The organism is Acidaminococcus timonensis (assembly GCF_900106585.1).
Classification (GTDB): domain Bacteria; phylum Bacillota; class Negativicutes; order Acidaminococcales; family Acidaminococcaceae; genus Acidaminococcus; species Acidaminococcus timonensis.
In genome coordinates this window covers 128865-142335 of sequence record NZ_FNWH01000006.1, presented here as the reverse complement: position 1 = coordinate 142335, position 13471 = coordinate 128865, and the positions used below count along the sequence as shown (strand labels likewise).

Genomic DNA, 13471 nt, shown 5'->3' with positions numbered 1-13471 from the left:
TTCCCTCCTCATCGGAAAAACCATATAATATGTACATATTATTATACACGATAACCACTGGAAATGCAGAAAATTATACAAATTACAGAAAAAAGGCTGTGAAAAATCACAGCCTTTTTTTGTTCAGTTCATACACATCCGGCCGCCGGTTGTCCAGGGTAAACGTACTCTGACGTATCCGAGTCACGTATTCCGGATCGATTTCCGCCAGGATGATCCCCGGCTTGTCGGAAGACCGGGCGATTACCGTACCCCAGGGGTCGATGATCATGGAATTGCCATAGGCTGTGAATCGGGGTTTCTTCCCCATCTGGTTGGCCGCCACCACATAACACTCGTTCTCAATGGCCCGGGCCCGCAGAAGAATCTCCCAATGGTCCTTCCCGGTGTTGACGGTGAAGTTGGCCGGTACCAGAAACAGCTTCGCCCCTTCCAGGGCCATGAGCCGGAACATTTCCGGGAATCGGATGTCGTAGCAGATGGCCATTCCCGTCCGAAGCCATTCCGTATCCACCGTGACCACGGCATGGCCGGGAGCCACCCGGTCGCTTTCCCGGCTGGTGACTCCATTGGGCAGCACCACATCGAAGGGATGGAGCTTGCTGTATTTGGCCACCATGAGGCCCTGGGGATCCACCAGGAAGGCGGTGTTGAAAGGCCGGTCCGGGTCTTCCGGATTGCGTTCATAGATGCTTCCGGCTTCCAGCCACAGGCCCAGTTCCCTGGCCAGGCTGGACAGTCGCTGGAACGTTGGACCTTCCGGAATGGATTCCGCTTCCTGGGCCATATTCCGGCCAATGTAGTTCATGGATTCCGGCAGGACCACCAGTTGGGCCCCTTCGGCAGCCGCCTCCCGGATATAGCCTTCGGCAGCAGCCAGGTTGGCCCTTTTGTCATCCTGGGAATCCATCTGGATGGCAGCAGCAATGAATGAAGTCATAGGGTTCTCCTTTCCGTGGAGCAAAGATATCCGCCCTTTTCAAGGGCGGGGGACCGGCCGTCAGGCTGGTGGTGGGCTCCTGTGCCATATATCCGCCCTTTTCAAGGGCGGGGGACCAGCCGTCAGGCTGGTGGTGGGTTCCATCACTTGATATGGTAATACTCCTTATACCACTTTGCGAACTTGCCCAGCCCCTCCTGGATGGTGGTCCCGGGTTTGAACCCGAAATCCCTTTCCAGTTCGCTTACATCCGCATAGGTCTGGTATACGTCCCCGGGCTGCATGGGCAGGAATTCCTTTTCTGCCTTTTTCCCGATGGCTTCCTCCAGGGTCTCGATAAAGGTCATCAGCTTTTCCGGATGGTTGTTGCCGATGTTATAGATTTTGTACCGGTCCCCTTCTCCGTTGGGTTTGGGCGGATTGCACAGCATATCCTGGATCCCGGTAACGATATCGTCCACATAGGTGAAGTCCCGGTACATATCTCCGTGATTGAAGATGGTGATGGGTTCACCGGCCATGATTTTATTGGTGAATTTGAAATAGGCCATATCGGGACGGCCGAAGGGTCCGTACACCGTAAAGAACCGGAGCCCGGTGGCGGGGATGCCGTACAGGTGGCAGTACGTGTAGGCCATCAGTTCGTCGGACTTCTTCGTGGCCGCGTACAGGCTGATGGGATGGTCTACATTGTCCGTGGTGGAAAAAGGTGTCTTCTTCTGGTTGCCGTACACGGACGAGCTGGAGGCGAACAGCAGGTGTTTCGGCCTATGGTGCCGGCAGGCCTCCAGAATGTTGAAGAAGCCAATGATGTTGGAATCGATGTATTCCCGGGGATGGTCGATGCTGTAGCGCACCCCGGCCTGGGCGGCCAGGTTCACCACAATGTCCGGCTGGAAATCCTCGAAGATCTGATTCACGGTTGCTGCGTCGGCCAGGTCCCCTTCCGTGAAGGAAAAGGCCGGATACAGCTGCAGCCGGGCAAGCCGATCCTTTTTCAGCTGCACATCGTAATAGGCATTCATGTTGTCCAGGCCGGCCACCCGGACCCCCAGGCTCAGCAGCCGTTTGGCCAGATGGTAGCCGATGAAGCCGGCAGCTCCGGTAATCAGGATTTTCTGGTTGGCGTCAAATGGTTCCATGGGTTCTCCTTAGTCCCGGTCGAACAGATCCCGGGTATAGACTTTGTCTTTCACATCCGCCAGGTCATCGGACCAGCGGTTGGCCACGATTACATCGCTCTGGGCCTTGAAGGCGGCCAGGTCGTTCACCACTTTGCTGTGGAAGAATTCCGGTTCGTGGAGCGTGGGTTCGTACACCACCACCGGAATTCCCTTGGCCTTGATCCGTTTCATGACCCCCTGGATGGCGGACGAGCGGAAATTGTCCGAGGCGCTCTTCATGGTCAGCCGGTACACCCCCACCACTTTCGGTCCCCGGGAGAGGATCTCGTCGGCGATATGGTCCTTGCGGGTGCGGTTGGCGTCCACGATGGCCGAAATCAGGTTCTGGGGCACATCCTGGTAGTTGGCCAGCAGCTGCTTCGTATCCTTGGGCAGGCAATAGCCCCCGTATCCGAAGGATGGATTGTTGTAGAAATCGCCAATCCGGGAATCCAGGCAGACCCCCTTGATGATCTGGGCAGTGGAAAGGCCCCGCATCTCCGCATAGGAATCCAGTTCATTGAAGTAGGCCACCCGCAATGCCAGATAGGTGTTGGCAAACAGCTTGATGGCTTCGGCTTCCGTGGAACCGGTGAACAGCATGGGGATATCCTTTTTATCGGCGCCTTCCGCCAGAAGGGACGCAAATTTCCGGGCCCGGGGCGAATCTTCCCCCACCACGATCCGGGAAGGATGGAGGTTGTCGTACAACGCTTTCCCTTCCCGCAGAAATTCCGGGGAGAAAATGATGTTATCCGTGTGGAACTGCTGCCGTATCTGTCGGGTATACCCCACCGGCACCGTGGATTTGATGACCATGACGGCGTCCGGGTTGATATCCAGAACTTCTTCGATGACCGTTTCCACGGAGGAAGTGTCGAAGAAGTTCTTGTGGGGATCGTAGTTCGTGGGGGTGGAGATGATGATATATGTTGCGCCGGTGAAGGCGTCCTTCGGGTCCAGGGTAGCCCGGAAACGGATGTCCTTCCGCTTCAAAAAGCGGGTAATGTCCGCATCTACCAGGGGCGACTTGCCTTCGTTCAGCATCCGTACTTTTTCCGGTACGATGTCCAGCGCCACCACTTCCTGGTGCTGGGCCAGCAGGAGCCCGTTGGAAAGGCCCACATACCCCGTACCTGCAATCGCGATTTTCATGAGTGGCAACTCCTTTCCTGCAATCATTTTATTATACCACAAAAGGCGCTGTGAAAAAATTCACAGCGCCTTGGGTCGCAGGCTTGGGCCGTGTCCCCCTGAAAGGGGGAAAGGACCCGCTTGCGGGTAGGGGTCTCACACCCGGTGTAAAACCCCACCACCATTGCGCCGATGCGTAACGGTCCCCCGCCCCTTTCAGGGGCGGACAAATAACAACAACCCCGCTCACCTGTTCACCAGTTCCGGATGGCGGACCAGGTAGCCGGTCAGATCCAGCCAGGCTTCCCGCTCCTCCATATAGGGCTTCGGCCCTTCCACCAGTTCCTCCGGTCCGTGGCCCCTGCCCAGGGGCTGGTAGAAGTCCTGTCCATAACTGCCATAGGCGTCTTTGCGCAGCCAGTGGTAGGGCGATACCACATGGTCGATGGGTTCCAGCAGGGACGGATACAGGGAATAATAGGTGAACCCTTTGGGGGCGATCAGTTCGAAGAGAGTAGGGGCGATGTTCATGTGGCTGCCGATGGTATTGCCGGCAAAACTGGATTTGTCCAGTTCCCGGTGGTTCATCAGCAGCACCGGGCTGTGCCGCTCCCGCAGGTTGCAATCCCGGTGCATCAGCGACGTCTTGCTGAGCACCGGGCTCATGTCGATGGAATGGTCCCCGGTAAGGATGAACAGGCAGTCCGGGTACGCCTTCCGCATGGTGCGGATGAATTTGCCCAGGGCCTGGTCCGAGAACCAGAACGTGCCCAGGTTCTTCTGGATTTCCTTATCCTTCCGCACATCCCGGGGCGCGTCGGGCATGACCTTCTCCGGGTCGTACCCATAGTCCGCCAAGGGGATCTTGAACGGTCCATGGTAGCTGGTGGTGTAAATAAAGTGGAACTGGTAAGGCCCGTTCTGCTGTTCCTGCTGCTGGATCAGCTCCGCCGCCTTTTCCAGGAACACGTTGTCGTACACCCCCACCCAGGTCTTGGGCGCATCAGGGCCGCAGAAGTCCGTGGCCGTCATCACCTGGTCGAATCCGCAGGCCGGAGCGAACTGGTTGAAGTTGCCGTAGGTCACGTTACCCCCATACCAGTACGTGGAATGGTACCCCAGCTTCTTCAGCTGCCGGGGCAGGGCCGTGGGCAGGTTGTTTTTCCAGAAGCTTTCCTTTTCGTTCAGCTCCAGGCCGGCGTCGAAGATGCCGCTCATGAGGCTGACGATGGACGGCCGGGAGATGATGCCCGCAGACAGGGCGCTGGTCACCCTGGCCGTATGGGGATCCTCCATCAGCTGCCTGCCGCCCGACACCAGGTTCAGACAGGCAAATTGGGGATCGAAGAACTGCTGCAGGTACGTTTCCCCCACAAACAGGAAGATGTGGGTGGGTTTCGTAATCTTCGGTCCTTTCGCCGTCCGCTTGAACCCGTAGGCCGGGTTGGGCAGCTGGGCGATAGGCGTCTTCTCCGTCAAAAAAGGCTGGATGGCCTTCAGATCCTGCTCATCCGTATGCTCATAGGCCGGATTCAGCTTATGCTTCAGCACCTGTTCCAGGGCCACCAGATCATCCACGGTGGCCTTGGCAAAGAAGATGTCTTTTTTCACCACGCTGGGGATGGTGTCCCATTCCGGCTTGTCATCATGCCAGAAGGTGCCTCCGTACCGGAACCAGTAGAAAGCTGCAATGCAACCCAGGAAGATCACCGTGTTATACCCGTAATGGAGGATGGGATTGAAGAAGTCCAGGTACTGGAAGCTGGGCAGCCCCAGCAGGGCCTGGATGCATTGGGCACACACCCACAGGTAGGGCAGGATGCCCAGCAGGACCCAGGCGCCGTGGTCCTGGTGGAAGAAGATGTCCGCCAGGTTGTGTTTTTCCGCCTTGGCCCCCAGCTTCATGGTCTGGTTGAAGATGTCGTGGAAGTGCTTGTAGAAGATCATCTTCCCGGCAAAGGCCAGGTACAGCACCAGGCTGTACACCAGGCCCCCCGCCAGCCGCAGGGTGTCCCCCCATTTGTGCCACACCGGGAAGAACGCCCCGGGCAGGGACAGGAGAACCAGAGGGATCAGGAACACATAGGCATTGAAATCCATGCCCCACCAGAACCCGTAGCGGAAGCAGTGCCAGATGACCTTGCCCTTCCCTTTCAGGCTGCGGTAGGGTTTGTACACTTTGATGAAAATCAGACGGAACACCGCACACAGGATGGGAAAGAACAGGAACAGCTTCGCATCCTGCTGCATGGATTCATAGAATATTTGAAACAAAGTCGAACCTCCTTTATGGGACTTCCTTTTCGTATCATTTTATTCTAACAACAAACGAAACGCAAATGCAACGAAAACTTTTGCGTTGCATTTGCGTTTGAAACGAAAAGGAATCAATTAGTGAAGTTTTTCCAGCCAGGTCTGCAGCAGGGGATCATACTCCCGGATCCGTTCCACCACTGCTTTGGCAAACGATTCATCATACGTATGGGTCGTCAAATTCCGATCATCCGCCATCTGCAAAGCCTGTACCGTCTGTTCCTCGTCCAGGATTCCCAGTTCCCGGCAATAGCGGATAACTTTCTTTGGAGAAGCGGCGTCGATACCTTCTTCTGTGTAGAGGTATTCTTTGGCACATTTCCAGAGGATTTCAAAAGAAAATTCAAAACGCTGGATCAAAGCATCCCGTTCCACATCATTCAATTCCGTTTTGGAAGCCAGTTCATGGAGTTTATTCAACGCTTTCTGGGCAAGTTCAAATCGTTCCTGAATTTTTTCCATAAGATTCCCTCCCTGCGGATTCTCTGCTTCAATATTTCACTGGCAAAGCCCATATCGACCACGTCAAAGCGAAAAGGAATGGTGGAATCTTCCAATTGCTCCCGTACTTTTCGTACAGACGCAGAAATATCCTCTTTCCCTTCAATAGCAATATCGATGTCTGAACTTCGTTTTTGCTCATGACGGGCCCAGGAACCAAAAAGATAAATCTGGACATCTTGATCACCCAATGCCTTAAGAACAATCTCTTTCGTTTTCTGCAAAGTTCCGGTGCCATCCATGATGTGCTCGCTCCTCTTTTCATATCATAAAGGGCAAATCTGATTTGTCATTATTATATCAATGCGTACGAAGGAAAAGCAAGGAACACATGCCTGGAAGCAGGCGGGCGTACCAATGGTACGCCCGCCCCCGCAATGGACACTGCGACCGTAACGCCCGGAGAGTATGACAGCATCGCCACACCGTAGGGGTCGATCGCTGTGATCGACCCGCCTGCACTATGCTTCGGAGATTGCCACCCAGGCAGGCCGGGGCGCCGGCCGACGACCATGGAGCCGAGCGTGAAGCAATTTCCCGTTTCGCTCATCCGCCGGGAGCCTCGTTCAAGCGAAGCGCGTTGGCGGGAGGCGGATTGGAACGGCGAGGCGGAAAATCGTAGCGAGGCGACGTTGTGTCGACGGACGGTGCCCCGGACTGCTTCGTCAGCAACGTTCCACCCCGACACCAAAACGCCCAATGCCGGTCGGCATTGGGCTTCCTGGGGCGGGCGGTTCACCGAACCGCCCCTACAACGTATGACAAAAAGAAGGGTTGCCCATTCGCAACCCTTCTTTTTTACAACTTGTATCTGATTTTCAAAATCGCATACCAGCCCATGCCCCACAGGTAATCGGTGAGGCTCTCTTTTTTCCGGTACTTGGCCCATTGCTTGAAGTCGTGGTAGTTCTCCGGCTTCTTGATGGGCAGCGTATTCGTAATGGTGTCCCAGGGCGACAGTTCGTTGTATTTCCGCCACTGGGCATCGAAGGGTGCCAGCACCATCTGCCAGGGCTTCCGCCGGCCGGTCCAGTGGATGATCACGCCCCGGCCCTGATCGTCCTCGCCCCCGCCGAACTCGTTGTACACCGGCGGCAGGAACAGATTCGTGCCGTCGAACGTCAGATTCAGCACGTCCTGGCTCTGGCCCAGGAACCGTTCCCTGGGTTCCTTCTGGAAAGAAAATGCTTTTTCCGTAATGCCCTGCTTTTCCCATTCCGGAATGTTGATGATCATGATTCCATCGTTGAAGTACTTCCCATTCTTTAGTTTCAGATAGCCGCCCCGATAGGCCGCATCTTTGGGCCGCTCGGAAACGGCCCCCATGGCCTTCCCCGTCATATCCAGGGAAAACAGTTTCTTAAGCGGCCGGATCACCATGGTATCCGCATCCAGATACAGGAACCGGTCCGTTTCCTTTTTCAGGACTTTGGCCATGTACAACCGGCCGTAGGTGATCCGGGAAAACCGGGCCACCTTCACGTGGAAATCCTGGAACGGTTCCATATTCAGTTCATACAATACGCAGCGGCAGTGCCATTTTTCCGCCAGTTGCCGCACTTTGTCCGCATTCTCCCGGCTGTAGCCATCGGTGAACAGATGGAACACCAAGGGCTGTCCCGGATTGTTTTCCAGGACGGATACCAGGGAAGCCCCCATGATCTGGAAGAAGGGATCATTCACATTGTAGGCCACATGCCAGGGCTCTTTTCCCCCTGTGGGCAGGAAATCAAAGGTTTCCTGTTTCTTGATGAAATTGTCCAAATCAAAAAAGCCGAGTTCAAATGTTTTCATTTTGTCTCCTGAAAGATCTTCTGAATGGCCCTCTGCACCATGGGCACAGTGACCACTTCTACACAATCATTTTTTGGACAGCGGCTGGGACCGATGCAGATATGCTTCCCTGAACAGGCCAGATGGCCACTGACTCCCTCGCAGTATTTTCCCGGTGGCCGATAAATCACCGGGGAATTGAACGTAAAGAGAGTCACCACCGGGCAGCCTGCCGCCGCACCGACGTGGGCTGTTCCTGTATCCAGGGACAGCAGCAGATCCATTTTTTCCAAAAGTCCCACCAGCTGGGTAAAGGTGGTGACTCCAATCAGATCCACCACCCTTTCCCCATGTTCCATGCCCTGCAGGATGGCCTTGCCCCGTTCCTCATGGGACGGGATCCCCGTAAGGAACAAGGTGGCGTCATAGGTTTCCACCAGCCAGTCACAAACGGCGCTGAACCGTTCCACCGGCCAGTCCTTGGTGCGGGATGTGGTCTGGATGCACAGGGCGATTTTCTTTCCCCGGGGCTGCTCCTTTTGCAGCAGCCGGGCAGCCCATTTCCGGTCTTCTGCCGGAGCCGGTTTCAGCCGCACCGGGTCAAAGGCCATCTCCGGATCGTGGAAGAAATCCCGCATGAGCCGCTGGAAGCTGGCTGCCATGGAATGTTCCTGATAGGACCATCCCCTGGGCAGCGCCAGATCCCGGGTATAGAACAGCCGTTCCCAGCCCAGTTTCCAGCCCAGGGCCTGTTCCAGGCTGATCCGTTCCGGAATGGCAGCAAACCATTTCATCAGGGTCACCCGTTCCCGGGGGTCCAGGGAAATTCCCAGGTCGAAGTGATGCTTGCCCAGTTTCTTTCCCAGACGGTACACATCCATATACCCGCCTTTGCTGTGGTAGCTGTAGGGGATCACTTCATCGGGCCCCTCCAGCAGATTGGCAACAAAGGCCAGATTGGCACTGCACAGATAAGAGATCCGGGCCTCTGGACAATGTTTCCGAATGACCGGAAACACGGAGGCGGTCATGATCATATCCCCCATATGCATGATGCCGTCGATAAATATATTTTTATAAGTTTTTTTCATTGTTCTCGTAATACAGTTCCTGAATATGACGGCAGATGCGTCTTTCAAAAAAGGCTATTTTTTCTGCTGTCGTCAGATGATTATACCAGTTTTTTATATGCCGGTCTTTGATTCGCTGTATTTTTCCCTGATCTCTCCCGCCCCGCTTCGAAATTTGATCGATGGTAGAAGCTTTTTCCAGTTCCCTGTCCAGACCTACCACATTTTGGTTCAGACAGTATAACCGAATGAATCCCAATTTCTGATAGATAGCCCAGGCATCCAGTTCGATTTTCACCGGAGTCTGGGCTTTCAACAGGTTCCGGGCCGCTGACCGATTCAGCACATAGGCATGGGCCCTTGTTCCCGCCAGACTTCGCATAATGGAAACTTTGGAATCGAGTTTCCGGCAGACTTTTTTCCGGCCATTGATGGTGTAAAGGAGCAGGACGGTGGGTTTCGTCTGCTCTTCCATGAATTGCTGGATTTTTGGCTGCAGTTCCATGAACGCATCCGTAAACTTTGCATCGTCTTCAAATACATACACACAAGGTTCCCGGCTCTCCAGCAGTTTCCGGTAGACCCCAAGATGGGACAGGGCACAGCCGATTTCCCCAAGGGTCAGCAAGCCCTCGGAAGCTGACAATTTCAGCAATTTTTCCTTTGATAGCTCATTCCCCATGATGGCATCAAAGAAATTCGGCTTCATTCCCCATTGGGCAAACTGTTCCATTATCCGTTCTTTTCTCTTACTCATCGGTTGGGCACTGATGACATAATGGAAAAAATACGCCACGTACAACAACTTCCCTTCGCATTGATTCTTTTCTATGCTTTCTTTGGGGGTAAAAATGCCGCCAAAGAAATTCCCCACATAGCAAAGTATAATCTTGTATTGAACCTGGCATATAAGCTGTTATCCACCATCCCATGGATAAAAAAAGCCAACCAGACCCACACCATCATCTTACCATAAATATTGTCACGCGTTTGATCAAGCTTACATAGTAAAACAGCAAGAGAACCAAAGGTGAAAAACAGATAGCCCAGGCCTCCCAACGTCCCCGTCCCGGAAAAAAAGTTGGCCACATTGTTGTGGGCCAGAGACAGGGTCGGTTCCTTGGCTCCCGGCAGGATGTATTTCGCCTGATAAACCCGATTCCACTGCTGGAATCCAACTCCGTAGAGCTTATGGTCCTCCCACATATGGTAAGCAGACTGGGCTAGAAGCAGCCGTTCCCCATCATAGGACCGCTGATTGAATGCGAGGGTTCCCCGGAAAACTCCCACGGCAACGACACCCAAGGCCACCACCAGGACAATCAGTCTCTTCTGCAGCGGCCAATCCTTCTTTTTTTGCAGCAGGGAAGCAATAACCACAGTCACCGCTCCCAGCAGAAAGCCGGCAATCCCACCCCGGGATTTGCTCAGGACCAGGGCCCCAGTCAACAGGAGACTGGTCAGTAGTGCGACCACAAACAGGACCTTTCCTCGGGCCGAATTCTTGTATTCCTTCCGGACTTGCAGGGTTTCCAGCCACAGCAGAGGCAGGATGGCTTCCAGACACATGGCAAAATTATTGGCAGACGCAAAGGAAGCATGGACCCGTCCATCCTTCAGCGGATGCAGGATATCCTGGCAGGTCAAAGCCAGCAGTACCCAGGAGCCGGTCAGCATCCCCCAGAACGTGCTCTGGAACAGGGAAGGGCTCTGCTGCAGAATCAGATACAATAACCAGAACGGAAGGGAATAGGATAAAAACTTAATGGACAGTTGGAAAGAAGCCTTATCCCCTGTCAGCCAGGAAGCAAGGACCACACTTCCCATAAAAAAAACATAGCATAAAAGGAATAAGGGGGAGTTCCAACATATTTTCTGTTTCTTCCACCCGTACATCACCAGAATCAGAACCCCCAAAAATCCGGCGCTGATGCTGGTTCCTGCGTTCCATTTTGTACTGCACAGAAAAAATAAATATAGGTTGGGAATCGTTAGAAGCATCCATTGCAACCAATTTCCTGAATTCATTTCTTAATATTCCCCCAACTTTCTCAAAACAACTTCTTCCACAATTCCGCCAGCTTCAGCCGGACTTCCTGCCGGGTAATGGATTTCCCCTTCATATCCTTTCCCGGTTGGGGCATCTTGGCCCCGGCAAACGCGGTCTGTGCCAGATACGTATAGTATTTTTCATTGAACCGTCCTCGGGGCGCAAATTCCCAAGGTTTGTACCGCCCCGCCCAATGGAAGATGGCTGGCCGTTCCAGGGCCTCCAGGGCCAGGTTCCGCCAGCGGGATTTCCGCAGGACTTTCACCGGCAGGGTAAACACCGGCGGGATCACATTCCAGCGCAGGGGCAATACCTGCCAGTTGTGGTAGAACACCTTGTTCAGCCCATCCTGGTCATGGTGGCGGAAATTTCCCTTTTCCACGCACTCCATCACCTGCCGGCCATATCCCCTGCTGCGCCAGGCAGCCACATCCATGACCATTACGCCGGAATTGAAATACAGTTCTCCCTCCGGGATTCCCAGGGTTTCTTCCTTCTGCCGTCGCATCCGGGAGGAAGCCAGGATCCCCAGATCCGGAACGGCCCCGATGGGTTTCCCCTGCAATTCCATCTCCCACAGTTCCTGGATTTCCCCCAGCACCACCAGGTCCGTGTCCAGGTAAATCACCCGATCCACCGTCTCAGGGACCAGTTTGGGGATCAGGAGGCGCAGATAGGCTGCCCGGTTCACATGACCGCTGGTATGAGCCTTGATGTCCAGTTTCCCGGTGGGAATGAACGTGATGCTTCCCTTCTGCCCGGTGACCGTCGCCGCAATGGCCGCTTCCTTCTTTTCGCTGATGCCGTCGCTGAAGAAATAAAAATGGACCGGCAATGGTTTCTTGTGGTTGGCCAGGATGGAGGCACAGGCCACGGCTCCATGCTGGGCATAGTTGTCATCGGCTGCCAGTACTACAGCGATTTCTTCCATACCAGCACCCCCTTTGGTTTTATTTTTTCTCCTGCTGTTTCTCCACCAGTTTCATATACTTCACCGCCGTATACAGACCGTGCTGCAGCATGGCGATGAAGCCTCTGCTTCCTTCCAGGAATCCGCCCTGGAGCAGATACACCTTTACCATGCCCCCCAGGGCATGGCGTACCGCGGCTCCGGCTGTGGCCCGTCTGCCCCGGGCCCAGGCTTCTTCAGCCCACAGGCTGGTATACTTTCCGGCCTTGTCCCACCACTCCTGATAGGAATCATAGGTCTCATGGAGCAGGGCTTCCGACAGCTCCTTCAACGGCAGCCGGCATTCAGGCCGTTCGTGGACCTTGCCCACCCATTCCACAGTATCCCGGGGGAACAGGCGTTTCACCCGATCCGGACCGAAAGCACCGAAATGGAACTGATGGCCAAAAGCCCGGTTGATCCGTTTGAAGGAATACTGATGGTCCAGGGCCCCGGCCTTGATTTTGTTCACTTCCCGGACCAGTTCCGGGGTCATCCGTTCATCTGCGTCCAGATAGAGAATCCAGTCACCGGCAGCCTGCTGCAGGGCAAAATTCCTCTGGGCCGCAAAATCATTGTCCCAGTCCCGAAACACCACGTCCGCCCCTGCTTCCCGGGCCAAAGGTACGGTGTGATCCGTACTGCCGGAATCCACCACCAGGATCTGCTCAGCGCAGGGTTTGGCAGACGCGATGGCATCCAGGATATGGTTTTCTTCGTTTTTCGTCAAAATGGCTACGGTACAGGTTCCCATGGTCGTCTCCTTTGCATATTCATTACTAGTTTATCGTAAAGATACAGGGATGGCAAGGAAAAGCAAAAGAAAAACGCTGTCACCGGGTGACAGCGTCAAGATTCAACTGGAGCGGAAAACGAGATTCGAACTCGCGACCCCCACCTTGGCAAGGTGATGCTCTACCACTGAGCTACTTCCGCATTGGATTACTTATATAGTATATTACAGTTTTGGAAATGTGTCAAGAATGAATTTTTCAACAGCCTGGACATCCGGCAGGAAGGGGACCTTGTCCGCCCATTCTTTCCACACAAACCCTTCGTCGGCCATGGTCTCCAGCAGGACTTTCAGGGGCTGGTAATAGCCTTCGAAATCCAAAAAGGCAAAGGGTTTGGACAGCAGCCCCATTTTTTCCCGGCTCATGACTTCGCTGATTTCTTCCAGGGTACCCACACCCCCGGGAAACGCCAGGAACACTTCCCCCAGCTCCAGCATTTTCGCTTTCCGCTGGCCCATGGTCTCGGTGACGATCAGTTCACTGATCCCTTCGTGCTGCAGTTCCTTTTCCACAAAGAAACGGGGTTCCACCCCGATGACCCGTCCTTTGGCTTCCAGTGCTCCATCGGCCATTTTACCCATAAGGCCGGTCCGGCTGCCACCATAAACCAAAGTATGGCCGTTCCGGCCGATCCACTGGCCCAGTTCATAGGCATACCGGGCATAGCAGGCCCGGTTTCCCGGGTTGGCACCCAGATAGACAGTGATGTTCATGATTGCCTCCTTTTTTGCAGTCACTAGTCTCTAGTCACTAGTCTGCAGCTTATGGAAAGGACCCGCCTCTA

13 protein-coding genes and 1 tRNA gene are annotated in these 13471 nt (G+C 54.4%); all 14 read right to left on the bottom strand.

Translation table 11 applies throughout. The annotated features are described in order from the left end of the window. Window positions 1-106 precede the first annotated feature (106 nt). Window positions 107-940, bottom strand: coding sequence for a carbon-nitrogen hydrolase family protein (locus tag BQ5462_RS04590; protein ID WP_071142248.1), 834 nt, complete (start codon window positions 938-940; stop codon window positions 107-109). A 143-nt stretch (window positions 941-1083) separates the two neighbouring features. Beyond that, complete coding sequence (locus BQ5462_RS04585) at window positions 1084-2082, bottom strand: NAD-dependent epimerase (protein ID WP_071142247.1); 999 nt, start codon at window positions 2080-2082, stop codon at window positions 1084-1086. A 9-nt stretch (window positions 2083-2091) separates the two neighbouring features. Then, window positions 2092-3258 (bottom strand): nucleotide sugar dehydrogenase, encoded by a 1167-nt coding sequence (locus tag BQ5462_RS04580; protein WP_071142246.1) that lies wholly within the window; start codon window positions 3256-3258, stop codon window positions 2092-2094. Between the two features lie 225 nt (window positions 3259-3483). Beyond that, the gene (locus BQ5462_RS04575) at window positions 3484-5511 is read right to left on the bottom strand and encodes an LTA synthase family protein (protein ID WP_071142245.1); all 2028 of its coding nucleotides are present in this window, start codon (window positions 5509-5511) and stop codon (window positions 3484-3486) included. A 117-nt stretch (window positions 5512-5628) separates the two neighbouring features. Beyond that, entirely contained in the window at window positions 5629-6012 is a 384-nt protein-coding gene (locus tag BQ5462_RS04570) for an HI0074 family nucleotidyltransferase substrate-binding subunit (RefSeq protein ID WP_071142244.1), read from the bottom strand. Beyond that, window positions 5967-6293, bottom strand: coding sequence for a nucleotidyltransferase family protein (locus BQ5462_RS04565; RefSeq protein ID WP_071142243.1), 327 nt, complete (start codon window positions 6291-6293; stop codon window positions 5967-5969). The genes BQ5462_RS04570 and BQ5462_RS04565 overlap by 46 nt, the downstream gene beginning before the upstream one ends. 556 nt (window positions 6294-6849) lie before the next feature. Continuing rightward, window positions 6850-7845: a glycosyltransferase family 8 protein gene (locus tag BQ5462_RS04560; RefSeq protein WP_071142242.1), complete on the bottom strand. Its 996-nt coding sequence runs from the start codon at window positions 7843-7845 to the stop codon at window positions 6850-6852. Continuing rightward, window positions 7842-8915, bottom strand: a complete 1074-nt coding sequence (locus BQ5462_RS04555) for a glycosyltransferase family 9 protein (protein WP_071142241.1) — start codon at window positions 8913-8915, stop codon at window positions 7842-7844. Before BQ5462_RS04555 ends, BQ5462_RS04560 begins: the two co-directional genes overlap by 4 nt. After that, on the bottom strand, window positions 8899-9690 hold the full coding sequence (locus BQ5462_RS04550) for a glycosyltransferase family 25 protein (protein ID WP_083378070.1): 792 nt from the start codon (window positions 9688-9690) through the stop codon (window positions 8899-8901). Before BQ5462_RS04550 ends, BQ5462_RS04555 begins: the two co-directional genes overlap by 17 nt. 32 nt (window positions 9691-9722) lie before the next feature. After that, the gene (locus BQ5462_RS04545; RefSeq protein WP_159429673.1) at window positions 9723-10712 is read right to left on the bottom strand and encodes an O-antigen ligase family protein; all 990 of its coding nucleotides are present in this window, start codon (window positions 10710-10712) and stop codon (window positions 9723-9725) included. Window positions 10713-10945: 233 nt separating this feature from the next. Continuing rightward, entirely contained in the window at window positions 10946-11875 is a 930-nt protein-coding gene (locus tag BQ5462_RS04540; protein ID WP_071142239.1) for a glycosyltransferase family 8 protein, read from the bottom strand. 19 nt (window positions 11876-11894) lie between these two features. Beyond that, window positions 11895-12647, bottom strand: a complete 753-nt coding sequence (locus tag BQ5462_RS04535) for a glycosyltransferase family 2 protein (protein WP_071142238.1) — start codon at window positions 12645-12647, stop codon at window positions 11895-11897. A gap of 107 nt (window positions 12648-12754) precedes the next feature. Further along, window positions 12755-12829, bottom strand: a tRNA-Gly gene (locus BQ5462_RS04530). 22 nt (window positions 12830-12851) lie between these two features. Continuing rightward, entirely contained in the window at window positions 12852-13400 is a 549-nt protein-coding gene (locus BQ5462_RS04525; RefSeq protein ID WP_071142237.1) for an LOG family protein, read from the bottom strand. Window positions 13401-13471 lie beyond the last annotated feature (71 nt).